This is a genomic window from Blautia sp. AM47-4, from assembly GCF_003479865.1.
In the GTDB taxonomy this organism is placed as follows: domain Bacteria; phylum Bacillota; class Clostridia; order Lachnospirales; family Lachnospiraceae; genus Fusicatenibacter; species Fusicatenibacter saccharivorans.
The window spans coordinates 1-24,263 of sequence record NZ_QUHY01000012.1; the positions used below are offsets into that span (position 1 = coordinate 1).

The 24,263-nt window shown below is 46.8% G+C and carries 19 protein-coding genes and 1 pseudogene; 5 read left to right on the forward strand and 15 right to left on the reverse strand.

Annotated features, from left to right (window positions below):
- The 9 genes from tnpA to nagA all read right to left on the reverse strand — a co-directional run.
- The coding region (gene tnpA, locus DW965_RS22130; RefSeq protein WP_442857657.1) for an IS66 family insertion sequence element accessory protein TnpA at positions 1-132 on the reverse strand (132 nt) is incomplete at its 3' end.
- 144 nt (positions 133-276) lie between these two features.
- A complete protein-coding gene (locus DW965_RS09445) occupies positions 277-1,575 on the reverse strand; it encodes a helix-turn-helix domain-containing protein (protein WP_117805107.1) in 1,299 nt (432 codons plus the stop codon).
- Positions 1,576-2,137: 562 nt separating this feature from the next.
- Entirely contained in the window at positions 2,138-2,371 is a 234-nt protein-coding gene (locus DW965_RS09450) for a hypothetical protein (RefSeq protein ID WP_022461189.1), read from the reverse strand.
- Positions 2,372-2,519: 148 nt separating this feature from the next.
- The gene (locus DW965_RS09455; RefSeq protein WP_022461188.1) at positions 2,520-3,425 is read right to left on the reverse strand and encodes a hypothetical protein; all 906 of its coding nucleotides are present in this window, start codon (positions 3,423-3,425) and stop codon (positions 2,520-2,522) included.
- Between the two features lie 224 nt (positions 3,426-3,649).
- The gene (locus tag DW965_RS09460; RefSeq protein WP_022461187.1) at positions 3,650-4,297 is read right to left on the reverse strand and encodes a helix-turn-helix domain-containing protein; all 648 of its coding nucleotides are present in this window, start codon (positions 4,295-4,297) and stop codon (positions 3,650-3,652) included.
- 524 nt (positions 4,298-4,821) lie between these two features.
- Positions 4,822-5,574 carry a hypothetical protein gene (locus DW965_RS09465; protein ID WP_022461185.1) on the reverse strand — a complete coding sequence of 251 codons (753 nt, stop codon included), beginning with the start codon at positions 5,572-5,574 and terminating at the stop codon, positions 4,822-4,824.
- 191 nt (positions 5,575-5,765) lie between these two features.
- Complete coding sequence (gene metG / locus DW965_RS09470; RefSeq protein WP_117805108.1) at positions 5,766-7,748, reverse strand: methionine--tRNA ligase; 1,983 nt, start codon at positions 7,746-7,748, stop codon at positions 5,766-5,768.
- 461 nt (positions 7,749-8,209) lie between these two features.
- Entirely contained in the window at positions 8,210-8,950 is a 741-nt protein-coding gene (nagB, locus tag DW965_RS09475) for a glucosamine-6-phosphate deaminase (protein WP_117761352.1), read from the reverse strand.
- Between the two features lie 34 nt (positions 8,951-8,984).
- Positions 8,985-10,094 (reverse strand): N-acetylglucosamine-6-phosphate deacetylase, encoded by a 1,110-nt coding sequence (nagA, locus tag DW965_RS09480; RefSeq protein WP_055220960.1) that lies wholly within the window; start codon positions 10,092-10,094, stop codon positions 8,985-8,987.
- Between the two features lie 242 nt (positions 10,095-10,336).
- Here nagA and DW965_RS09485 point away from each other — a divergent pair, with 242 nt between their 5' ends.
- Genes DW965_RS09485 through DW965_RS09500 form a run of 4 tightly spaced genes read left to right on the forward strand, consistent with a single transcriptional unit; the run spans position 10,337 to position 13,367 of the window.
- Positions 10,337-11,152: a MurR/RpiR family transcriptional regulator gene (locus DW965_RS09485; protein WP_022462919.1), complete on the forward strand. Its 816-nt coding sequence runs from the start codon at positions 10,337-10,339 to the stop codon at positions 11,150-11,152.
- Positions 11,118-11,582 (forward strand): DUF2752 domain-containing protein, encoded by a 465-nt coding sequence (locus tag DW965_RS09490; RefSeq protein WP_199681645.1) that lies wholly within the window; start codon positions 11,118-11,120, stop codon positions 11,580-11,582. Before DW965_RS09485 ends, DW965_RS09490 begins: the two co-directional genes overlap by 35 nt.
- 15 nt (positions 11,583-11,597) lie before the next feature.
- Positions 11,598-11,996 carry a DUF4234 domain-containing protein gene (locus tag DW965_RS09495; protein WP_055220966.1) on the forward strand — a complete coding sequence of 133 codons (399 nt, stop codon included), beginning with the start codon at positions 11,598-11,600 and terminating at the stop codon, positions 11,994-11,996.
- A gap of 18 nt (positions 11,997-12,014) precedes the next feature.
- A complete protein-coding gene (locus DW965_RS09500) occupies positions 12,015-13,367 on the forward strand; it encodes an MATE family efflux transporter (protein ID WP_117761354.1) in 1,353 nt (450 codons plus the stop codon).
- A 179-nt stretch (positions 13,368-13,546) separates the two neighbouring features.
- Here DW965_RS09500 and DW965_RS09505 read toward each other — a convergent pair whose 3' ends face one another.
- The 3 genes and pseudogenes from DW965_RS09505 to DW965_RS09515 form a co-directional block, all read right to left on the reverse strand.
- Entirely contained in the window at positions 13,547-14,080 is a 534-nt protein-coding gene (locus DW965_RS09505) for a cob(I)yrinic acid a,c-diamide adenosyltransferase (RefSeq protein ID WP_022462915.1), read from the reverse strand.
- Between the two features lie 140 nt (positions 14,081-14,220).
- Positions 14,221-14,765 (reverse strand): annotated as a pseudogene (locus DW965_RS09510) (NADH peroxidase).
- A 170-nt stretch (positions 14,766-14,935) separates the two neighbouring features.
- Complete coding sequence (locus DW965_RS09515; RefSeq protein ID WP_117814367.1) at positions 14,936-15,334, reverse strand: Fur family transcriptional regulator; 399 nt, start codon at positions 15,332-15,334, stop codon at positions 14,936-14,938.
- 513 nt (positions 15,335-15,847) lie between these two features.
- Between DW965_RS09515 and DW965_RS09520 the strand changes: the two genes are divergently transcribed.
- A complete protein-coding gene (locus DW965_RS09520; protein WP_119198338.1) occupies positions 15,848-16,999 on the forward strand; it encodes an ROK family transcriptional regulator in 1,152 nt (383 codons plus the stop codon).
- Between the two features lie 726 nt (positions 17,000-17,725).
- Here the strand turns inward: DW965_RS09520 and rsmA are convergent.
- From rsmA to DW965_RS09535, 3 genes are all read right to left on the reverse strand, one after another.
- Positions 17,726-18,598, reverse strand: a complete 873-nt coding sequence (gene rsmA, locus DW965_RS09525) for a 16S rRNA (adenine(1518)-N(6)/adenine(1519)-N(6))-dimethyltransferase RsmA (RefSeq protein ID WP_022461748.1) — start codon at positions 18,596-18,598, stop codon at positions 17,726-17,728.
- Between the two features lie 15 nt (positions 18,599-18,613).
- Complete coding sequence (locus DW965_RS09530; RefSeq protein WP_442857758.1) at positions 18,614-21,517, reverse strand: hypothetical protein; 2,904 nt, start codon at positions 21,515-21,517, stop codon at positions 18,614-18,616.
- 198 nt (positions 21,518-21,715) lie between these two features.
- Positions 21,716-24,178, reverse strand: coding sequence for a glycogen/starch/alpha-glucan phosphorylase (locus tag DW965_RS09535; protein WP_055222024.1), 2,463 nt, complete (start codon positions 24,176-24,178; stop codon positions 21,716-21,718).
- Between the last annotated feature and the right edge of the window lie 85 nt (positions 24,179-24,263).

Here is a 24,263-nt window from a genome sequence, read left to right on the forward strand (position 1 = left end):
TTTTACCCAGTTGTAAAAAGTTCCTGGCTTGATATCATGTTCCACACACCATTGATGATCTGTCAATCCACTTTGACGGCATTCCATGATGAGACGGTATTGTTCTTCGGCAGGTATTCTTTTGCTTCTCATGAGCACACCTCCATAACTTTAATAGAGTAAAATGCTCGCATCTATCATTTCTAGCAAGAAAAGATGAAGTAAAATGCTTGCATTCTCTATTGATTATTATGGGATATTTTTTAGGGCAACACAATCCGTCGAATTATTTTGCACTTACAGTTCTTCTGAATTGCCTAGATGTTTATGATATTTTAATTGTATTTTTCCAACTTCTACATACTGTTTGTTTTCTGGCTCACTACGATCTATCTTACTTTCAATCTCAAAAAGTATTTTTTCCGCTTTCTCATATTCTTTACGATGCATATATTTTGAAAATTCTATTTTTAATTCTAATATTTCATATTCTTCTACCTGAATTCCTGTCTCAATTCTTTTTCCATTTCTATCCATTTTTTCCATAATTTGCCAAAGCTTTTCACTTCGCGGCTGCTGATTTCCGTTTTCTATCCGCGCCAGTGTCTCCTGTGTGCAAATATCCTCACTTAACGATTCTTGTGTGAGTTTGGATGCTCTTCTCGTTCTTCGAATTAATTCGGCATCCACCTCAAAATTCCGAATTACATGTTCAAACAAACGATAATTCTCAAACGACACATTATAATCATGTTCTACCTCTAATATGCATTTTTGTTCCTGACGTAATATTTCAATAAAATCCGCATTTGACTGTTCTTTCTCTAAAATTCGTATATACTGACTTAAAATTTCCGGCATATAAAGTAGCTTTCCTTCGTCTCTTAACGCTTCCAGCGCTTCTTCTGTTCTCATTTTTATATATGTAGTATTTTCACCCTCTTCTATCACTTTACTTATTAAAAGTGCTGCGTACGGAATTATTTTTACTCGTTCTGTCTTTTCAAAATTTTTTCGGAAAATTTCTTCTACTAACGCTTTAATTTCATCTTTGGCTCGTTTTTGTTCTGTTTCTTGACAGACTTCCCACCTAAAAAGAAGTAATTTATATTCCTCAGCACTTAAAACTCCCGTCTTTCTTTGGTTTTCTGCCTCCGGCATTGTTTGTAGAATTGCCGTTTCCAGATGCTCACAAACCAGTTCTACCGATTCTCCGCGCAGCCACGCAATCTGCGCACGTTCCTGTTCTATGAATTGTCGATGCAATGGTTCTTTTGCCCGTTTGTTCTTTTCATATTCATCCAGATATTGTTCTGCTTCTTCCCATTTTCTTTGACATATTTTTTGTTGAACTTCCTGTCGTAATTCATAAATTTTATAAACATCCATCGGCAATATATAAGTAAGTCGCTCTACTGATTTTCCTAATCGCCCCATAATTCGATCAATCAGGAAAAAATCTATTTCCTGCTGATCCGCTTCAATTCTTGCATATTTCGACAAAGAAGAAATTCCCATGCATAATTGTTTTTGGCGTATTCCTTCTTTTTCTCGTAGTTTCCACAGTAGCTGTCCAATTCCTTGCATTTGTTTCATTTTTTCTCAATAAGTCCTCTTTTATATGTTATATTTTTTGACTTTTATTATATCTCGTTCTTCTACATATTTACTAATCAATTCTTTGCTAACTTGAACTAAATCTGGCGTACGTACTCCTTCTCTCTTAACGTCCACAACAACTGCCCGATTTTTTTGTCTATTTCATAATTTTCTCGTAATACTTTTGGTTACATTTTGATTTATTTTGACAAAACTACAAATATTATCATTCCTTCTATTATAAATTCTCATTTCTTGCAACAACAAGAGAAATTATATACATATTTGTGTGCTTTTCTTTGTACAAAACAACGTATTTCATTTTTTTTCAATAAAAGTGTAATTTTTCATTCTTTTAAACGTATAAGATTATCTTAGGCGTAAAAAAGGCCCCAGCGTAAACCGAAGCCTTCCTTTGCTCTGCAACTATGCCCTCTTTTTTTCCGAATCATCACACCAATTTCATAATTTCCCTTTTCCCATTTATTTTTCATCTCTTCTATGTTTTTTGTCCTCACTTTCACTGAGACTTTTCTATGTTCTAGCAAAACCTTTGCTTTTAATACCCTTCTCGGCTCTCAGATTCCTCATACACTTCCACCGTACCGGAATGATTTCCCATCATAGGACGGTAAATGTACTGCCGCACGTTGATGTCTACCTTCGCTGCCTTATCATCTGCGGAAATGTAAATTCCAGCCTCTGTGTTGTCATCGTCTACCGTGTAGGTATCTCCTGTTCCAAAATAGGAAAGATCGCCGTCCTCTTTCTGCTTCTGTGTTTCTTCTGGCAATTTATCTCTTGTTGTTGTGTTCACGTACCTTTTAGTAAGTTCATATTACGCCTAAATTATCTGAAAATCTATGATTTTATTTAAAATTCTTCTTACATTTTTCTTTATATAAAAGACTTCTTTCCATACGCCAAGGCAGGTTGGATTTTCATGCATCTTCTCTCTTACTTTTTCTTCTAACTACCACTCCCAATACTATGATCGCTGCTAAAACTCCCCCCTCCGTCATCAACATACGATACATCATTTTATGCTGATATTTCCCCGGCTGTGCCGCTACATCAAGAACCGAGCTAGTTCCTCCGAGGGAATTTTCCAGCTCTATGTAAGTGGAATCTGCAACAGCGGCTACAACCGACGGATAGCTGTATGCCGGAAATGCCGTCTGCTTCACAAACATATCATTCGTATTATTTTCCGCCCGTGAACTGTCGGTAAGACAGCCTGCCGCATCTTCGCGTCCCGGGATCAGATATTCTACACTTTTTTCATTCATTGCAATCCAGATCGGAAAACGGATGGGATCTGCTCCACCGACCAGATGAAACTGATAATCTTCCCACGCAACGTCTGGATTTGCAGCAAGCGAAGTCTTTAACTGCTCGATATAGGTAGGTGTATTGTCATTTTCATACCCTCGAGTGCCGCTGATGTGCCACGCATCGCCCGGCTTTCCATCCTCTCCATCAGCTCTCACTGCGCACGCCTCATACAAATGACCATAAGCTTTGATCGGAACAATCCAGATATAATCACTCTCTTCCAGTGCCGTTTCGACTTCCGAAACAGAAAGCAGCTCGGAAGTAAAAAGCGGCGTGTCAATATACTCTTTCAGCGCATTGTCGAAATCAATATCATCGACCGTCACCCCTTCTGAAAACGGGTCGTAAACAGGCCCGCCATTCGTAGAAGACACAATTTCATCTGCAAGCGCCACAATTTTTTCATAGTCTCCGGAATCCGGCAATGTTTCGAATGTTGATGCAGAAACACTCATTGCTGATACTGCAACAGCACCAACCAGTCCCCAAAATATTCCCAATTTTCTTTTCATGCAACGCCCTCCTTTCCCTTTTCATCTCTTCCCTTTTTTCTTTATTATATCTGATCCCGCTTTTCCCAGACAATGCAGCACTTTTCCTATATTTTCCTTTTCTTTTTTGTTACTATTTTAATTGCAACTTGTTATCTTCTTCAAATGATTACCAGTTCCAACACGCAAAAACAGAGGCTCACCTCCTCATTGGAAATGGCCTCTGCTTTTTTTCATTTTTCTTCTTACATCGGAACTTTTTCCACCAGATCTTCTACCTTGCATACTAACACCCGTGCAATCTTCAACAACGTTTCTGTCTGCGCCTTGTTAATGTCTTTTCTTCGCTGTTCGTACTGCTGAATAGTACGAACTGAAACACCTGATTGCTGTGCCAGTTCACTCTGACTTAAATTTGCAAAGGTACGCAATTCTTTCAGGTTCGTCTCCGGTTTTGCTTCACGATATAATTCATTCATTTTGTCCACAAACTGGCGTATATCCATTTCATGGTATGGTGTGTAAAGCATTCGTACTTCAGTTACAGGGATGGCCTGATTTATTTCCGCAAAGGATAAACTAGTACTCCACTGATAATAGGCCAGTGCCCAGCCGATCCAGTATTCAGGGCTTCGATTGTAGGAATATGAAGGTGTTTGTTTCGGATGTGGTTTTCCAGTTTCCCTTAATACTTCATATGCAATCTCAACTCCCGATCTTCCAGCCACTATAGAGCAGTCACCTCTTTCAAACCGCGATGCTGTATTACTCATGCAAAACCACTGCCATGCCGTTTCCAATGGATATTTTAAATTATTCACCATATAATCCAGCATGCAGGCAAGATTTTTTTGAGCAACAGAAAGATATAATTTATCGTAAGCATAGATCATCTGGTTTCATCTCCTCATCCAAACTTTTTTCAAAACAAAGCAAAAAGAACTTTTGACATTTTCACAAAAGCGTGATACTATGATATTGAAAAAGAGTGCTACCGGTAGACGGTTAGTCCGATATAGTTTGCAAAAATAACCGCAACGTTTGTCAGACTGTATGGCGGTTATTTTTGTGTCTTATTGTTATCCTTGCCAAGCGTATATCCGATACTAAAGCAGGTTAAGCCGAAGCTCATTACTGCAAGAAAGTCCATAATACTCATTGGCTTAGCCCTCCTTTCAAAAGATTCTCTTTCGAGTTTCTATGTAATCAGAGGGTCACAGGTCTACACTTCGTTTCGGTCGTTGCTAAACGAGTGCCACCGGCACTCAGCAACCCTCTGTCGAAGGACTAACCGCCTACCGTTTTGATAGCACCCATATTTTTATTATATCCTCTTCACAATCAGCTTTCAACAACAAATTTACTCTCTTCGGTTATATTATAGTGTTTCTTTTTGGTTGTATTTTACGTTCGACACTTATTTTAAAACTTTCTCTTTCCACCACCATACGATCCCCACAACAATTCCTCCCGCCAGCACAAAAATCATCTGCCTTCCTGAAAGCTCCCATCCAAATAACTCAACCCTTGCTTTCTTCGGCTGATACGAATACCCCATCAAAATTCTGTTATCATCCCCCGTCCCCACTGTAGCATGGCAATATGTGGTTCCCATAAATTTCATTGCAGAATTTGATGTTCCCAACTGGCTTCCGGAATAGCTGGCGCCGTTTAGCTGTTGATTATTTGCGACAAGATTTCCACTGACTTCCCAGTCGTTCATTTTGCTGTTTTTGTACCATAAGGTTCCGCCAAATTTATACGGTCTTATCGCCTCTCCCAGCAAAAACGAAAAGCTGTCGTTTCCACATGGCTTTTTATCCTCTGTGAATTCATACGTTGGATAAACATAAATCGTCGAACCATTTTTGAAGGCTGATGCAGAAAATTCAATCCCTTCGAAATCTTCCTCTCTTCCATTCATCGCCTGTTTTCCTACATCGATTTTCATATACTCAAATTTTCCATCCCCATTTTTTAAATCATCGACGATAAACTGCTTCACATGCTCATCCAGCTTTTGTATCTCATTCTCTGGCATCCCTGTTTCCTGCAAATAAGCATCGTAATCAGAAGGAACCTTTTCCTCTGCCTTCACATAAGATACCCCCGCATACAATGACAGTCCGCAGCAAAGTAAAACCAGAAATAACGTCCGCATTTTTCTCATACAACGCTCCTCCTTCCTGTTGTCATATTCGATAAACCCGTTCAAATATTCTCTCTTTATCATTATATTATCATAAGATTCAGAATCTTTATATGACGTTTTCCTTAACTTTTTAAAACGCAAAAAATCCCTCCCCACACATCACGCATGGAAAGGGATTTCTCTATTTACTCTATTTTTCTTTTAATCCATCAGCAGATCTCCGCACCCGCCGGCATTGCTTTTTCCGGGGTCATGAGGCATACGTTGCCTTCGGCGTCTTCTGCACAGAGCAGCATTCCTTCGGACATCATTCCTGCCAGTTTGGCCGGTTTCAGGTTGGTGAGAACCATAACCTTCATTCCGATGGTGTCTTCCGGTTTGTAATATGCTTTGATTCCGGAGACGATCTGTCTTACCTGGCTTCCTACTTTGACCTGGAAGCAGAGGAGTTTTTTGGATTTCTTGACTGGCTCGCAGGAGATGATTTCACCTACCTGGAACTGCATTTTTCCGAAGTCTTCGAAAGTGATTTCTTCCTTCGGCTCAAGGTCAATCACTGCTTCCTCTTCTTTTTCCTCTTCCTGGGATGCAGCAGCCATAGCAGCTTTCTGTTTTGCCTGGATCACTTCTACTTTTTCCATTACCTCTTTGACATCGAGTCTCTGGAACAGGATCTGCGGCTGATCGGTTACTTTATTGCCCGATACGTACAGTCCGAACTGATTGAGCTCTTCGTAGCTGCGTTTCTCTGCGTTCAGCTGAGCCAGGATCTTCTCAGTAGTCTCCGGCATGAAGGACTCGAGCAGGCATGCGCCGATGGTGATGCTCTCTACCAGGTTGTACAGAACTTCTTCCAGACGGTCTTTCTTTGCCTCATCCTTTGCCAGTGCCCACGGCATCGTCTCGTCGATGTATTTGTTGCAGCGTTTGAACAGACCAAAGATCTCAGTCATTGCATCTGCCACACGCAGCTCTTCCATCTTTGCAGCAACTTTTGCTTTTGTTGCGGTAACGACTGCTTTCAGATCATCATCCACCTCTTCTGCTGCGCCGGTCTTTGTCACAACGCCGCCGAAGTATTTGTTGCTCATGGAGATGGTACGGTTTACCAGGTTTCCAAGAGTATTGGCAAGGTCGGAATTCATACGCTCAACCAGCAGCTCCCAGGTAATGACACCGTCGTTCTCAAACGGCATCTCGTGCAGAACGAAGTAGCGGACAGCGTCTACGCCGAACAGGTCTACCAGATCGTCTGCGTAAATCACGTTTCCTTTGGATTTACTCATCTTGCCGTCGCCCTGCAGCAGCCACGGATGACCAAATACCTGTTTCGGCAGCGGCAGATCAAGTGCCATCAGGAAGATCGGCCAGTAAATGGTATGGAAACGGATGATGTCTTTTCCGATCAGATGCAGGTCTGCCGGCCACAGCTTGTTGAACTGCTCGGAACTGTTTCCGTCACAGTCATAACCGATTCCAGTGATGTAGTTGGTCAGTGCATCCAGCCATACATAGGTAACGTGCTTCGGGTCGAAGGATACCGGGATTCCCCAGGTGAAGGAGGTTCTGGATACACAGAGATCCTGCAGTCCCGGAAGAAGGAAGTTGTTCATCATCTCGTTCTTTCTGGAAACCGGCTGGATGAATTCCGGATGAGTGTTGATATAATCGATCAGTCTCGGTGCATATTTGCTCATCTTGAAGAAATATGCTTCTTCTTTTGCCGGCGTAACCGGGCGTCCGCAATCCGGGCATTTTCCGTCTACGAGCTGGGACTCGGTGAAGAAGGATTCACACGGTGTACAGTAAAGACCTTCGTAATATCCTTTGTAGATATCTCCCTGATCGTACAGTTTTTTGAAGATTTTCTGTACCTGTGCCTCGTGATCGGCGTCGGTGGTACGGATGAATTTGTCGTAGGACGTATTCATCAGATCCCAGATTCTCTTGATCTCGGTGGATACGTTGTCTACGAATTCTTTTGGCGTGATACCTGCCTCTTCTGCTTTCAGCTCGATCTTCTGGCCATGCTCATCGGTTCCGGTCTGGAAGAATACATCGTAGCCCTGCTGACGTTTGAAGCGGGCGATGCTGTCCGCGAGTACGATCTCGTAGGTGTTTCCGATGTGCGGCTTGCCGGATGTGTAGGCAATCGCCGTGGTGATATAATATTTTGGTCTGATTTTTTCCATTGCTTTCATTTCTCCTTTCAAATAAAAAAACTGCCTTATTCCGCTCTCTTGTAGTCGGAAGAAGACAGGTTTGTTTACCCGTGATACCACTTCTTTTCGTCCCTGCCTCACGGCAGAAACCTCTGCAGGTACATGTGCTATACCTCTCCGCTGTAACAGGCGGAACCTGTCGCAGCCTTACCGTTTCAGATTGTTGTTCTCACGGTTCGGTGCGCCTCTCGGAAGCCATGTTCGATCTGCCGCTCCTCCTCCCCTCTCAGCCTGCAAAACCGGAATAGTTTTCGGGGGTGTTCTCTGTAAATTCGCACATGCAGATGTACTCTCTTCGTCACTGTGTTTTGTTTTTATGCACTGGTTTTATGCTAACACATTTACATCAATTTGTAACCGCAAAAAAGCCCGCCGTACGGGGATTTTTTCATATTCTCCCCATTCGGCGGACCTTTCATTCATCGTAACAATTATCTGTGGTTTGCTTTGATCACAGACATTGCTGCTTCATCTGCTACAACTGTCAGATCGTTGTGAAGCTGCAGGATGGAAGCCGGAACCTGCGGAGTAACCGGTCCGTACAGAACTTTGTCGAGGATCTCTGCTTTTCCTTCGCCGCTGACGATCAGCAGAACTTTTCTCGCCTGCATGATGTTCTTGATTCCCATGGTGTATGCCTGGGTCGGAACATCCTCTACTTTTTCAAAGAAACGTTTATTTGCCTGAATGGTGCTCTCGGTCAGGTCAACGCAGTGTGTCTCTTTCTCGAATGCTGCGCCCGGCTCGTTGAATCCGATGTGGCCGTTGTTTCCAAGTCCAAGAAGCTGCAGGTCAATGCCGCCGACGCTGCGGATGATTTCGTTGTATGCTGCACATGCTTTTTCGCTGTCCGGCTCCAGTCCGTTCGGAACGAAGGTGCGCTCTTTGTTGATGTTGACATGATTGAACAGGTTGGTGTTCATGAAGTAACGATAGCTCTGATCATTCTCCGGAGAGAGTCCTTTGTACTCGTCCAGGTTTACGCTGGTGACATTTGCGAAATCAAGGTCGCCTTTGTTGTACCACTCAACGAGCTGTTTGTAAGCGCCGACCGGGGTAGATCCGGTTGCAAGGCCGAGCACTGCGTGTGGTTTCATGATCACCTGCGCGGAGATGATGTTTGCTGCTTTTCTGCTCATATCATTGTAATCTTTTGCTTCAATTAATAACATTTGTTTTTCCTCCAAATTTCTTCTATATAATAAATTACATAATAACCTGTTTCAGGTTCAGTTCGTCGTCCACCAGAAGTACATGCGCTTTTTTGCCCGGTGCAATGGATCCTACTTCATCGTAGATACCGATGCTCTGTGCCGGATTTCTTGTTGCCGCAAAAATGGCATCTGCCAGCGGAATATCAAACGAAACTGCTTTTCTCATGCAGTCGTACAGGTTCGTAGCGGAACCCGCGATGGTCTCACCGTCGGTCAGGGTTGCTTTTCCGTCTTTCATCCAGACAGCCTGTCCCCCGAGGGAATACGTTCCGTTCGGCATTCCCGTTGCCATCATGGAATCGCTGATGAGAACCATGCGCTCACTTCCCATCATGGAGAAGGTCGCGCGGACAACCGCACCGTGAATGTGATAGCCGTCACAGATCAGCTCCATGCGGCACTCCGGATCGTCGAATGCGGCGCCGATGACACCAGGGTTACGGTGTGCGAACGGCGGCATGGCGTTGTACAGATGGGTGACATGGTGTGCTCCTGCTTTCATGGCAGCCAGCGCGGTGTCATAATCTGCTGTTGTATGGCCGATGGAAACCATGACTTCATCGGAAACCTCTTTGATAAATTCCAGTGAGCCAGGCATATTCGGGGCCAGGGTTACGAGACGGATTTTTCCGCCGCTCGCCGCATTGCATGCGCGGAAGAACTCAGCGTTCGGAGCCACGATGTTCTCCTCTGCCTGTGCGCCTTTTTTGATCGGATCGATGAACGGTCCTTCCATGTTGACGCCGGCGATCACTTCTGCTTCCGGCTCATCTTTGATTGCTTCGATGGTTCCGAAGATTTTCAGCAGATCGTCTTTTGGCAGTGTCATGGATGTCGGGCAGTAAGAGGTAATGCCGTGCGCTTTCTCGTAGCGCAGGATCTCTTTTAAACCTTCCACGTCTCCGTCTGAAAAATCATGTCCGGCAGCGCCGTGGCTGTGTACGTCAACCAGTCCCGGCAGAACCATCATGCCTTTCGCATCGATCACTTCCTGATCGATCACTTCTTCTTTTGTGGAAACGAAACGTTTTCCTTCTATATAAAGATCTTTTTCCGCAAACGTTCCGTCTTCCTGAAATACACGTCCGTTTTTGATAATCATTGTCTTGCCTTCTTTCTTTGATCTGTTCTGATTATAATTTATGTTGATTTTATTTTCAACTATTTTTATATTTTAGAAATTACTTTCACGTCATTAAAGTTCTTTCCATTTTTCCGCCCGCTTTCCCGTGCAATTCACACACAATTGAAAGTTGATTCACCACTCTGCCTGTGATACAATAAAACAAGAACTGATCTGAATTTTTTTCAGATATTTACAGATACCAGGAGGACTTACGTTCCATGGAACACTTTGAAAAATCGATTATTCCTGTCATTGAGTCTGTCTATCCCTCGTTCACTCCCCTGGAACGGACGGTAGCAGATTTTTTTATTCATAATACCGACGAGTCGGATCTGTCCGCGCGCCACGTTTCGGAACTACTCTATGTTTCGGAGGCTTCGCTCTCCCGCTTTGCGAAAAAATGCGGCTACACGGGCTACCGCGAATTTGTCTACCGTTACCAGGAAGGCCTGAACGCCGCACTGCCTGGCACGGACGATCACATCAAACAGGTGCTGAATACGTATCAGGAGCTGCTGAATAAAAGCTACTCGCTCGCCGACCGCGCGCAGATTGACCGCATCTGCCATATTCTCACTTCGAAGCGTCGGGTGTATGTCTACGGTCTTGGAAGCTCCGGACTTTCCGCCCAGGAAATGAAGCTGCGTTTTATGCTTGCAGGCGTGGATATTGAAGCAATTACCGACATTCACATCATGAAAATGAATGCCGTTCTGCTCAATGAGAGCTGCGCTGCAATCGGCATTACCGTCAGCGGACAGACACCGGAGGTGCTGCGTGCACTCGGAGCCGCAAAGGAAAAGGGAGCCTCTACCATTCTCTTTACCTCCCGCAGTTCGAGCGATTACGATGCCTTCTGCGATGAGGTGCTGCTGCTGGCAGTCAAGGAGCATCTGAAAAACGGCGGCGCAATCTCTCCGCAGTTCCCGATTCTCGTTATGATCGACGTTCTGTACTCGCATTTTCTCACGACCGACAGCGAGCGCAAGGAGGCTTTATATGAATACGCCGTTACCAAACTCCATGAAACGTGATCCCGGCCGCGGCAGCGCGTATCTTTCTTTTCTGAGGAAACGCTGCCGCGATTTCTTTTTCTTCTGCCTGCTCCTCGGCGTTTACGTCGCCTTCATCACCCTCACAGGCATCGGCTGTCCGATCCGGTTTTCCACCGGCATTTCCTGCCCGGGCTGCGGAATGAGCCGCGCGGTACTGTTAATGCTCTCCGGTCATTTTCAGGCGGCGTTTCGGATGCATCCGCTTGTCTATGCCGTACTGCCCGCAGGTGTCTGGCTCTTCTTCGGGCCGGAACAGACGGCGGGACTTCGGCGTTTTAAAAAGGGGATCATTACGGTGCTTGTCGTGCTGCTTCTCGCCGTTTATGCCTGGCGCATTTATTACCACGACCCGCTCCTTTCTATTGACCCCTCTCTCGGGCGCGTGCTACAATGGTTCTATCTTAATTAAAGGGGGTATTTACAAATGAATGTAAAAGACAACCGCAGTTTCTGGGTCTATCTTCTGCTTTCGATTGTCACCTGCGGACTCTACTCGATCTACTTCTGGTATGTTTATGTGGAAGACCTGAACACCATCTTTTACGGTGACGGCGAAGACAGCCCGAACTACATTATTGTGCTGCTTCTGTCCTGGGTTACCTGTGGAATTTACGGCGTTTACTGGCGTTACAAGCAGGCGAACCGCATGTACCGCGAATCCTACGACCGCTATGGGGTGATGATTGAGGAAAATGGTTCTGCCATTCTTCTGTGGACGCTGCTTGGCTACCTGACCGGCGGCATCGGCCAGCTCGTTGCCGACTATTTCATGATCCAGAACCTGAATAAGACGGCACTCGTTTATAATTCACGTGCATATTAAGCAGGGGAGGCGTTTTTTATGGCAACATCTATGGTAAAGGGAAATCCGGTAAAGCTGATGCTCTCGTTTGCCTTTCCGCTTCTCATCGGAAATCTGCTGCAGCAGACGTATAACATCATTGATGCGGCGATTGTCGGCCAGGCACTTGGCCCGGAGGCACTCGCCAGCGTCGGTGCAAGCAGCAGTGTACAGTTTCTGGTGCTCGGCTTCTGTATGGGAAGCTGCACGGGATTCAGTGTCCCGGTTGCCAAGTATTTCGGCGCCGGAAAGCTTGATAAAATGCGCGATTATATTTTTAATGGTGCTGCACTTGCTGTCCTGATTGCGGCCATTCTGACCACACTCTGCAGTTTACTCTGTGCACCGATTCTGCACCTGCTGTCGGTTCCGTCCGATATTTTCGCGGATGCTTACGCATATCAGCTTGTGATTTTCCTCGGAATTCCGTTTTCGATTCTGTACAATTATCTTTCCAGCATCCTGCGCGCCGTCGGGGACAGCCGCACACCGTTTCTGTTTCTGGCATTTTCGGCAATTCTGAATATTTTCCTCGACCTGTTCTGTATTATCATTCTGCATCTGGGGTGCGCAGGCGCGGCGATTGCGACGATTTCCGCCCAGGCGATCAGCGGACTTTTATGTCTGTTTTTTATTTCCCGTAAGGTAAAGCTCCTGCTTCCGACAAAGGAAAACCGCACTCTGCGAAAGGATGCCGCGCAGGAACTCCTCGCAATGGGCATTCCGACGGGACTGCAGTTTTCGATCACGGCGATCGGCAGTATGGTAATGCAGTCAGCGAATAATGGACTTGGCAGTGTTTATGTTTCGGCGTTCACAGCTGCTATGAAAATCAAACAGTTTATGATGTGCCCGTTTGATGCGATCAGTACCGCGGCTTCCGTCTTCTGCAGTCAGAATCTCGGAGCCGGCCAGTCAAAGCGAATCCATCAGGGACTCCGCCAGGGTGTGCTTGTCGGTGTCGGCTATGGTGCGTTTGCGGGTGTCATCATGATTCTGTTCGGACGGCCGCTGACAAAGCTCTTTATTGTCAGCTCTGCTTTTGAAGCAATCAACGCTTCGGCAAAATATCTGCGCTGCCTCGGATTTTTCTACTGGATGCTTGGTATTTTGAATGTCTGCCGTATGGTAACGCAGGGACTTGGCTACTCGGGAAGAGCCGTTTTCTCCGGCGTAATGGAGATGCTGGCACGGACGATTGTCTGCCTGGGATTTGTCGGTGCGTTTGGCTTCACCGCAATCTGCTTTGCGGATCAGGCTGCGTGGCTCGCCGCCTGCTGCTATATCGCACCGACATGTCTGTACTGCGTGAAGAAATCCACGAAAATGATTGCGGATCGCGGTGCGAAATAATAACGTTATTTTCTGTCTTACAGCGGCTTCCAGATACTTCTCAGGTTATCGCGGCAATCACCAGAAACTTGTTCCATCACAGATTTTGGTTCATTGCCCGCAAAATCAAAAAAAAGATACTGTTCTGCATGGAATCATCTTCCCCGCAAAACAGTATCTTTTTTCTTGTTTTTTCAGCGTTACCGCTCGATTCCATCTCTTGCCGCAAGACCCTTGTCAAACGGATGCTTGATTTTTTTCAGCTCCGAAACATAGTCCGCCCGCTCAATCAGCGCCTCCGATGGTCCCTGCCCTGTCAGAATCACTTCCAGCTTCTCCGGCTTGTGATCCAGAAAATCCAGAAGGAGCTGCTCATCAAACAGTTTGCTTCCAATCGTATAAACCAGCTCGTCCAGAAACAGTACATCGTATTCTTCCTGAACTGCTTTTTCTGTCACTTTCTGAAACTGCTCTTCATAATACCGTTTCTGCTCTGCCTTCTCCTCCGGTGTCATCAGAAACGAAAACTTTATCTTGTCCTGCCCCGGCACAAACGTCACATTCGGCGACAGCAAGAGCACCTTCCGCTCGCTCGTGCTGTTATCTTTCATAAACTGATAAATCAAAACACGGTATCCATACCCTGCCGCACGCGTGCAGAGTCCCATACCACAAGTCGTCTTTCCTTTTCCATCCCCACAGTAGATGTGGACACAGCCTGTCTGTTTTTCCATGGTGAAAACCTCGCTTTTTCTTTCTATGTTCATTTGTAAACAACAGGTAATTCGAAACAAGTTCGCAATCCCAAGTAAAAATTGTAAACAACGGAAAAAGGAGGGCAGATTTTATTCCGCCCCCCAAAAAGGTTTCCTGATTATTTACCAAAATATCTAGCCAGCAGACCAGCGAATGCTTTTCCGTGTCTAGCTTCGTCTCTTGCCATCTCATGCACGGTGTCATGGATTGCATCGAGATTCAGGCTTTGGCACGTTTTGCAAGATCTGTTTTGCCAGCGGTTGCTCCGTTCTCTGCCTCTACACGCATCTGCAGGTTTTTCTTGGTGCTGTCGGTTACGACTTCGCCGAGAAGCTCTGCGAATTTTGCTGCGTGCTCTGCTTCTTCGTAAGCTGCTTTTTCATAGTACAGACCTACTTCCGGATATCCCTCGCGGAATGCTACTCTGGACATTGCCAGGTACATACCAACCTCAGAGCACTCGCCCTCGAAATTGGCTCTCAGGTCTTTTTTGATATCTTCCGGAACATCGGATGCTACACCAACTACGTGCTCTGCTGCCCAGGTCAGATCCTCGCCCTGCTCGATAAATTTCTCTTTCGGTGCTTTACAGATCGGACAGACTTCCGGTGCTTCTGCTCCTTCATAAACATATCCACATACGCTGCATACAAATTTTTTCATAGTCTTTCTTTCCTTTCTTTTTGTTGTGTATTTAATTTTATCATTTCCAATTTTGTGGTTTATAACAGTTTTTTATTTTTGATATTAGTAACTGTTACTGATATTACTTTAACATAAGCTTCCCTTTTTGTCAATGCCTATTTTTAATTTTTTCTTTCTTCCTGGGGATGCTATACGTTCCCCGGGTGATTTCTGCAGTTCTCGCAGATGCCGTAAAAATTCACAGAGTAATCTTCGATCGTACCTCTGAAATTTTCCGCTGCTACGTTCTTGATTTCGCTGATGTCACGCATTGTAAGGTCTGTCACGCAGTGACATTTTCTGCAAATGAAATGGTGATGCGTGGAAGTATCTCCATCGAACCGGTCCGGGCCATCTCCTGTTGTAAGACGCTTGATCTCTCCTAATTCAGAAAGAAGAGACAGGTTCCGGTATACTGTGCCAAGACTGATATTGGGAAATTCTTTCCGTACATCGGTATAGAGCATATCTGCGGTCGGGTGATCCTTTCGCCCCTGAAGGCAGACTTTGATGCTTTCTCTTTGTCTGCTATACTTGAGTGTTGACATAGTTTTTTTCCTTTCGTATCTTTCGATAACAGTAATTGTTATTATATTTATACTATAAGGCTGCTTCTCGCAAAAGTCAAGAAAAAGATCACTACCCTGTCTACACAGATTTCCGTCTGTCCCAAGATCAAAAATTCCCCAAAAACGAGGAGTGCCCAGGAACCTCTCGGTGCCTGGGCTATTATTATGAAAAAATCTTAATTGTGTAGTGATTGCATACACGCTGTTCCTTTGGAACTGAGATAACTATACCAATTAATTATGAACAGATTATGAACGTGCAGTGAATCTTCTGTGAATCTGTACATTTTTTAGAATTATTTTATACTTTCTTTGTGTATTTATCACATATTTTATTTCTAATTCTGTCCCTTACTCTCTACTCTGTCTAGAAATCGTTTTTCTCCGTTAATTTTTCTATTCGTATTGCCCATCCCCGATTTTCCCTGTCATTTCTCTCTCATTTATGTTAAGATTGATGTACAGCCAATGCGGCAGAATGGAGGATTTTTTATGAGTACCGGAAATCAGGAATATATACGAGACATGAACCGCGCCCTGGTTCTCGAGGCAATCGCCAACCATCCGCCGCTTTCCCGCGCAGATCTGGCGAAAATGCTGCATCTGACAAAAGCAACCGTATCCACCATCGTCCAGGAACTGCTCGACCGCCAGCTCGTCATAGAACTCGGCAGCGCCGAAAAAACTTCCATGGGTCGAAAACCGATTCTGCTTACTTTTAATAATCGCTGCGGTTCCATCATCGCCGTCGATCTCGGCGTAAAAAAGATCACCATTCTCACCGGAGATCTGAAGGGAAAATCATGTACTGTAAAAGAATACCCGATTGATCCATCCCTCTCACTGGAGGAATACCTGATTTCCCTCCTCCACAAAACCAAATCCGACCTCCACAAGACTCCGTGCGGCCTCGTCGGAATCTCCATCGGAATCTACGGCGTCGTCTGCGACGACCTCGTTTTATTCACACCCTACTACGATCTGAAACACTCCAACCTGAAAAACTACCTCGAAGAAGAATTTCAGGTTCCTGTCATCGTAGAAAATGAAGCCAACCTCTCCGTCATCGGCGAAGCCGCCTGCGCAGAGCACTTTAAAAATATGATCTTCCTGAACATCCACGAAGGCGTCGGCATGGGAATCCTCATTGACGGCGAACTCTACACCGGCCAGAACGGCTACGCCGGCGAATTCGGCCACACCATCCTCTTCCCCGATGGCCGGCCCTGCCCCTGCGGCAACCACGGCTGCCTCGAACAGTACATCTCCGAAGCCTCCGTCCTAAACGATTTTGCCGCCGCCGAAGGCTTAGAAAACGTCTCCGTCGAACGCTTCATCCAGTATTACCAGGAAGGCAACCCCAACGCCCTCAAAGTAATGCAGGATTTCACCCACTACATCGGAATCAGCCTGAACACGGTTCTCCACACCTTCAACCCGGACGTCATCGTCATCAACAGCTCCTTCACCAACTACATCCCAGGTCTGATCGACGAAATCACCTCCGGAATCCAGAACCGCCTCCGCTGGTACCTCCACGTCCTCCCGGCTCACCTGCAGGATGTCTCCGTCCTCATGGGCGGAATCAGCCTCTGCTCCCGGAACTTCCTCGGAATTTCCACCTTTAAGCTGCTGGACCTGTAACTCAGAAATAAGTCCCTGTTCAGAGCCCCATCTCGATTCCGCTGCGCTGCATCTTGATGTGGCTTCTCGCCATATGAAATTTCAGAAAAAAGTGCTCATTCATGCAAGCATGATTCGCAATTTGTTCTGAAATTTCGCATGGCTCTGAATAGTCACAATTTGTTCATGATTTTTTTACAACATGAACACGCTTTCAACATAATTTACCCGTATACTAAAAGCATAAATAATGAATGCCAACATTATTTACACAATTTTCTTTTTCATATTGCCGATTAGAAAATCGGCTCTCCTTCCTTTAAAAATAAAAATGAAAGAAAGCACTGTTTCGCCAACGGTGCTTTTTTTCATGCCTTTTTCTCATTTTCTCCCATCTTCCTCACAACAATCTCACGCCGATCCGCCCATCCGGGCGGATCCAGACCTCCCCTCCCGCCCCCACTACCAGCCTCGCCGCCGCCCGTCCGTCCTTGCGTGATGCGGCATGGCAGCATTGGAAAAGCGGGCAGGAAAAACCAGAAAAAATGGAGGCCTTTCGAGAGACTGAAATCTGGTGCTCAACACCAGATTTCAAGGCATTCTGAGCTGGGAAAGCATCAGGCTTTCCTGGCGAATAATGCCGGTGTCTGTCGAAAGACCTCCATTTTTTCTACGTTTTTCCCCCGCTTTTCCACCGCTGCCATGCGCATCACGCAAGGGCGGACGGGCGACGGCGAGGCGTCCCCTCTATTTACACAATTCATCCGTCAACCGCGCAAACTCCTGTAAATTCAATGCCTCCCCACGAATCGTAAGCGGCCAGCCGCAGGCTGTGATTGCAGCCTCAATCTCCTCTTTCGAAAAATGCAGCAGCTCCGAATTTTTCAGTCCGTTCGCCAGAGTCTTCCGTCTCTGATTAAACGACGCCCGAATAATGGAGAACATCAACTTCTCATCCTTCGTCTCCACCGGCATCACCTCATGACGCGTCAGCCGGATCACCGCACTTCCAACCTTCGGCCGCGGCATAAAACAGTTCGGCGGCACATTCGCCACAATATACGGCTCCGCATAATACTGCACCGCCAGCGACAGCGCCCCGTAATCCTTCGATCCCGGCCCCGTCTGCATCCGGTCCGCAACCTCCTTCTGAACCATAACCGTAATCGAATCCACCGGCACATGATTCTCAAATAATCCCATAATAATCGGCGTCGTAATATAATACGGAAGATTCGCCACAACCTTGATCGGCCGTCCGTTGTTCTTCTCCTTCGCCAGCGCCGCCAGATCCACCTTCAAAACATCATTGTTGATAACCTCAACATTATCATAATCCGACAGCGTATCCTCCAGAATCGGGATCAGATTCTTGTCAATTTCCACCGCACACACACTCCGCGCAGCATACGCAAGATACTGCGTCAGCGTACCGATACCAGGTCCGATTTCCACAACAAAATCGTCCGGTCCGATACCTGCAGCGGCTACAATCTTATCCAGCACATGTGGATCGATCAGAAAATTCTGACCATACTTTTTCTGAAATACAAAGCCGTACTTCTGCAGTACGGCTATTGTATTCTGCGGCTCCCCGAGCCACGGTTTTACTTTCTCCATAAATTCTCCATGTATTTAGAACTCAAAGTCTTTCTCGTAAAGAATCACGCGGTCGTCCGCATCGGTATGCTTTCTGGACATGCGTCTTCCGAATTTACGGGTTCCCTTTTCTGCATGGGCGATGGCACGATCCACCATATCTTTGACCTGTGAAATCGTCATCGGCTCGCCCTCCTTCTGATTGTTGCCAATCTGTGTATACAGAGCAAGCACACCCATCTCGTCCATCTTGTATCCATTCTCACGCGCATACGTGCGGGCAAACGTAACCAGCTCGTCGTTCGTGAAAACAGGAATCGAAATGACCGTCTCAAACTTCTTCGCAAAATCAGGGTAATTCCGCAGAAGACCTCTCATGCTGACCTTCTCATCCTCGATGATCAGAACCAGACTGTCGGTACGGAAATCCATTGCCTGCGACAGCTTCTCGATCGTCTCCGGGTACATCAGACCGGCACGCTCGATCAGGAGGAAACCTCCCGCCAGCTTTGAAACAATCTGCGCACAGTCCTTTTTGTTCAGAACAGATGCATCCAGACGGGCCATCTTCGTTGCCGGAAGTTTTAAGTCAGCACAGATTGCACGGACGAGATCCTCCGACAGCTTCGTTTTTCCAGTACCGTATCCGCCCATAATGGCAATGTTTCCATGACGGGAAGTACGGTCGCCTGCGTAATGATAAACACCATGCATTGCATCCAGAATCTGGATATCCATGCCTGGAACTTTCGCAAAGTAAGTAAACAGCGCTTTCTGCTCGTCACTCAGCTTATCCGGCTGGGTGTCGTTCAGGATGCGGAGTCTTGCCTCCTCCGGCGTCTCCTCGCGGAGCACCTCTTCAATCGATTTCGCAACAGTTCCTTCCGGAATGTTGTCGCGGATCAGCTGAACGGTGGCATCCGTTGTTTTTTCGATGCTCATGTTGATCGTCGCATCGGATACGCGCTCACGCTTTGGCTCGGTCGGAACTTCGATTTCGATTTCCTCCGGGGTAATCTCGATCGGCTGGGTTCCTGCCGGCTCAAACGGATCGGCTGGCTCAGTCTCGGCCGGAGTTTCCGGCTCTGTTTCGCTTTCCGGCTCGTCAGCAGGTTCTGCTTCCGCAGTTTCCGGCTCATCCGGCAGTTCGATTTCCGATGCTTTTTCAGCTTCCTGCACTTCTGCGTTCAGCGCTGCCTGAAGCTCACTAAAATCGATGGTCGGCCGTGTCTCCTCTGCCGGTTTCAGATCCGCGATGACAACCGTTGCATCCATGGACGGTGTCTCCGCCGGTTCTACGGTTTCCTCAATTTCGGCTTCCGCCTGAGCCTTCTCGGCTGCTTCTGTTTCAGCTTCCACTGCTGGTTCTGTAACTTCTGCTTCTTCGATTTCAGCCTCGGCTGCCGGTTCTATAATCTCTTCGATCTCAGCTTCATCCATCGGCTCTGTAGCTTCTTCGGTTTCAGCCTCATCCGCCGGTTCTGTGATCTCTTCGGTTTCCGCTTCATCTGCCGGTTCTGCATCTTCTTCCGGCTCAGCTTCCGCCTGCGGCTCCTCTGCCGTTTCCCGTGCCTCTGTCTCGGACTCCGGATCCATCGGCTGCTCTGCGGTTTCGGCTTCTGCTGCCGGTTCCACTGGCTCTTCTGCTTCTTCCTCCGCAACTTCCTCCGACAGGTTTGCTGCGGTCTCCTGGAACAGTGCTTCGAGGTCCGGCTCTTCGTATTTCTTCTCCGGCTTCGGTGCTTTCGGCATTACCGGCTCGGCTTTTTCCTTCGGTTTTGGCTGCGGTCTTGTCTTGATTGTCGTGTTGGCATCCGGGGATACCTCTACGTTTACATCAAGCTGCTCCGGCTCCAGATCTTTTACTTCGTACTGTACCGGCTCTTCGCTTGTCTCTTCCTCGACTGCCGTCTCTTCCTGTTTCTTTCCGCGGAAGGAGAAGACATCGCGGATGCTCTTTGCAAGCTCTGCGTGAAGATCGATCGTATTTCCAAGGTACGTCGGCGTGCTGTCTGCATACGCCTGCTCTTCCGGAATCTCCTCGATCGGCTCCTCTGTCTGCTGCAGTGCTTCGTACTCCTGCACCTGCTCTGCATCTGCCTCGGCCTGCTGTGTTTTCTCATATGCTTCGTACGGCGAACCGGCTTCTTTTTCTTCTTCACCGGCCACATACTGGCTCATCACACCGCCGTTTACCGGTTTTACTTCCGGCGTCTCTGCCGGCTCTTTCGTCGCAGCCATTTCACCGGCTCCGCTCTCTCCGGCTAACCGCACTTCAAGTGCTTCCGGATCCTCGGACGGCTCTTCATTCTTTTTGTAGTCAAAACGATGCTCGTATTTGATCTGCTGGGACGGTGACAGCGGCTCGTACTTCATTTTCAGATCCATTGCCTTTGTCACATATTTGCCCTCGCTGAACCACAGGATCAGCTCATCACAGGCATCGATGCATTTCTGCGTCTCTCCGGCTTTGCTGTAAAGGTTTGCCAGTTCATATGCCCATCTCTCGGTAAATTCCCGCTCTTTGTATTCCTCCAGAAGGGAAATCTGCTCCTCAAGCGGCGCTTTCTGTCCTCTTAAAATCTTGTATTTCAGCAGATACCGGGAATTATCGTGACGTGCGACTGCTTCAAACTCGTTGTAAAAGTCAATCGCCTCATCAAAGTCTTTCATTTTTACGGAGACCTCTACCAGGCGGTACAGAATGCCCTTTCCGATGGAGGAACGGTCATACGCCATCAGCAGAATCTTCTTCGCCTCCGGATATCGTTTGTTCGCCTCATAGACATCCGCTACCATGCCGAGCGTACGCAGACTCTTGACACGCCGCCAGTCAACGGCTTCTACAACTGCAAGTGCCCCCTCATAGTCCTCTTTTTTTACCAGACTGTTCAGCTCTTCCAGCCGGCTTTGATATTCAGCTTTATCCAATCTTTTCACCTCAATACATTTCAGATTGTTTTAGTTCATAGACACGAACAGTGTACCACACTCCCCGTAGAATGTCAAAAGAATGCCTGTTTTGCAGGCATTTTTCGGGATGCAGATCCTTCCAGCGGTCATCAAAAAAAGAACACCCGCCCCTCCGGTTTTTCCCGGAAAAGCAGGTGTCCCCTAACTACTTATATTTGATTCCGATTACTTTCTGACAGTAATCTTGTCCAGATGCCAGATATCATCTACATACTGCTGGATAGTACGGTCGGATGTGAATTTGCCGCTGTGTGCGGTATTCAGGATCGCGCTTCTTGCCCATGCAGAAGTATTTCTGTATTTATCCTCAACACGCTCCTGTGCTGCCGCATAGGACTTGAAGTCTGCCAGGGTAAAGTACATATCCGGGCGCGGAGCATTCTTCGGTGTGAGCAGGGAGTCATACAGATCACGGAACATCATGGTGTCGCCGTTTGAGTATCTTCCGCTGATCAGATCCATCACTACGTTGTGGATGTCCTGATCGTGGATGAAGTAGCTCATCGGATCGTAGGTGTAGTTGTTCTCATATTCGATAACCTGATCTGCGGAAAGTCCGAAGATGAAGGCGTTCTCTTTTCCAACTTCCTCAACGATCTCTACGTTTGCACCGTCCATGGTTCCAAGAGTCAGGGCACCGTTCAGCATGAACTTCATGTTACCGGTACCGGAAGCCTCTTTACTTGCGGTGGAAATCTGCTCGGAAACATCAGCAGCGGCAAAGATCAGCTCTGCGTTGCTGACACGATAATCCTCGATAAATACGACTTTGATCTTTCCTTTGATGGTCGGATCGTTGTTTACCACATCACCAACGGAATTGATCAGTTTGATGATCGCTTTTGCACGCTCATAACCTGCGGATGCTTTTGCTCCGAAGATGAAGGTTCTCGGGTAGAACGGCATATCCGGGTTCTTTTTCAGGCGGTCATACAGATACATGATGTGCAGAATGTTCATAAACTGACGTTTGTACTCATGCAGACGTTTTACCTGAACATCGAAAATGGAGTTCGGGTCTACATCGATACCGTTATGCTCTTTGATGTATTTTGCCAGGCGGACTTTATTTTTATATTTGATTTCCATAAATTCCTTCTGTGCCTGGGTGTCATCTGCCAGCTTAGCGATCTTTTCGATCTTCGGCAGATCGGTGATCCAGCCGTCTCCGGCGTACTCGGTTACCCAGTCAGCCAGGAGCGGGTTTCCGTGAAGCAGGAAACGACGCTGTGTGATACCATTCGTCTTATTGTTGAACTTCTCCGGAGTCATCTCGTAGAAGTCTTTTAAGGTCTGTTTTTTCAGAATCTCGGTATGAAGCTGTGCAACACCGTTGACAGAATAGCCGCCTACGATAGCCAGACGGGCCATATGAACCTGTCCGTCGTAGATCACTGCCATCTGGCGGACTTTCTCTTCATCACCCGGGTACTGCTCTCTTACCTGGATCAGGAAGCGGCGGTTGATCTCCTCTACGATCTGATAGATACGCGGAAGAAGTCTGGAGAACAGGTCAACCGGCCATTTCTCGAGTGCCTCTGCCATGATGGTGTGGTTGGTGTATGCGCAGGTCTTTGTGGTGATCTCCCATGCCTCATCCCAGCCAAGGCCTTCCACGTCCATGAGGATTCGCATCAGCTCCGGAACGGCTACGGTCGGGTGAGTATCGTTCAGCTGGAAGGTAACCTTCTCATACAGCTTTGTGATATCATCGTGATGTTTTTTATATTTTGCAACTGCTCTCTGTACGCTTGCAGAAATAAAGAAATACTGCTGTTTCAGACGCAGCTCTTTTCCTTCGTAATGGTTGTCGTTCGGATACAGAACCTCTACGATGGTTTTTGCAAGGTTTTCCTGCTCAACCGCTTTGTGGTAATCACCTTTGTCGAAGGAATCCAGGGAGAAGTCCTGAATAGCCTCTGCATCCCAGATGGTCAGCGTGTTTACAACATCGTTGTCGTATCCTACGATTGGCATATCGTAAGGAATTGCGTTTACAGACTGGTAATCTTTCTGTACGAAGTTTACGCGTCCGGTAGCCTCATCATACTCCTGTGCTACGTATCCGCCAAATTTTACTTCTTTTGCGTATTCCGGGCGTTTCAGCTCGAATGGATAGCCGTGTTTCAGCCAGTTGTCCGGTACTTCTACCTGATAACCGTCGCGGATCTGCTGTTTGAACATACCGTATTTATAACGGATACCGCAGCCGTATGCCGGATATCCCAGTGTAGCCAGGGAATCCAGGAAGCATGCTGCCAGACGGCCAAGACCGCCGTTTCCAAGCGCAGGATCTCTCTCCTGGTCCTCCAGAAGGTTCAGGTTCAGTCCCATCTCATCAAGAGCTTCCTGTACCTGTTTGTATGCAGTCAGGTTAATCAGGTTATTTCCCAGCGCACGTCCCATCAGGAACTCCATGGACATATAGTACAGAATCTTCGGATCCTGCTCATCCATTGCTTTCTGGGTTTTCAGCCAGTTGTCAATAATAACGTCTTTTACTGCGTAGCAGACTGCCTGATAAATTTCCTGCTGGGAAGCCTCTTCCAGATTTTTTCTGTACAGCATTTTTACGTTTTCTTTGACACTGTTCTTAAAAGTTTCTTTGTTGAACTCGGCGTTTAACATCTGCGTCCTCCTCAATAGCAGTCTGCGAGCGGAGAGCTTGTCTGCATCCCCGCTCGCAGGCTGATTTTTATATTAACGATCGTCG

Coding starts and splice junctions, on each gene's coding strand:
- nagB (WP_117761352.1), bottom strand. CDS start 8,950: ATGTTATTAATTGAAGCAAAAGATTACAATGATATGAGCAGAAAAGCA.
- DW965_RS09455 (WP_022461188.1), bottom strand. CDS start 3,425: ATGAAAAGAAAATTGGGAATATTTTGGGGACTGGTTGGTGCTGTTGCA.
- nagA (WP_055220960.1), bottom strand. CDS start 10,094: ATGATTATCAAAAACGGACGTGTATTTCAGGAAGACGGAACGTTTGCG.
- metG (WP_117805108.1), bottom strand. CDS start 7,748: ATGGAAAAAATCAGACCAAAATATTATATCACCACGGCGATTGCCTAC.
- DW965_RS09500 (WP_117761354.1), top strand. CDS start 12,015: ATGGCAACATCTATGGTAAAGGGAAATCCGGTAAAGCTGATGCTCTCG.
- DW965_RS09535 (WP_055222024.1), bottom strand. CDS start 24,178: ATGTTAAACGCCGAGTTCAACAAAGAAACTTTTAAGAACAGTGTCAAA.
- DW965_RS09495 (WP_055220966.1), top strand. CDS start 11,598: ATGAATGTAAAAGACAACCGCAGTTTCTGGGTCTATCTTCTGCTTTCG.
- DW965_RS09490 (WP_199681645.1), top strand. CDS start 11,118: ATGAATACGCCGTTACCAAACTCCATGAAACGTGATCCCGGCCGCGGC.
- DW965_RS09505 (WP_022462915.1), bottom strand. CDS start 14,080: ATGGAAAAACAGACAGGCTGTGTCCACATCTACTGTGGGGATGGAAAA.
- DW965_RS09520 (WP_119198338.1), top strand. CDS start 15,848: ATGAGTACCGGAAATCAGGAATATATACGAGACATGAACCGCGCCCTG.
- DW965_RS09460 (WP_022461187.1), bottom strand. CDS start 4,297: ATGATCTATGCTTACGATAAATTATATCTTTCTGTTGCTCAAAAAAAT.
- DW965_RS09515 (WP_117814367.1), bottom strand. CDS start 15,334: ATGTCAACACTCAAGTATAGCAGACAAAGAGAAAGCATCAAAGTCTGC.
- rsmA (WP_022461748.1), bottom strand. CDS start 18,598: ATGGAGAAAGTAAAACCGTGGCTCGGGGAGCCGCAGAATACAATAGCC.
- DW965_RS09445 (WP_117805107.1), bottom strand. CDS start 1,575: ATGAAACAAATGCAAGGAATTGGACAGCTACTGTGGAAACTACGAGAA.
- DW965_RS09485 (WP_022462919.1), top strand. CDS start 10,337: ATGGAACACTTTGAAAAATCGATTATTCCTGTCATTGAGTCTGTCTAT.
- DW965_RS09465 (WP_022461185.1), bottom strand. CDS start 5,574: ATGAGAAAAATGCGGACGTTATTTCTGGTTTTACTTTGCTGCGGACTG.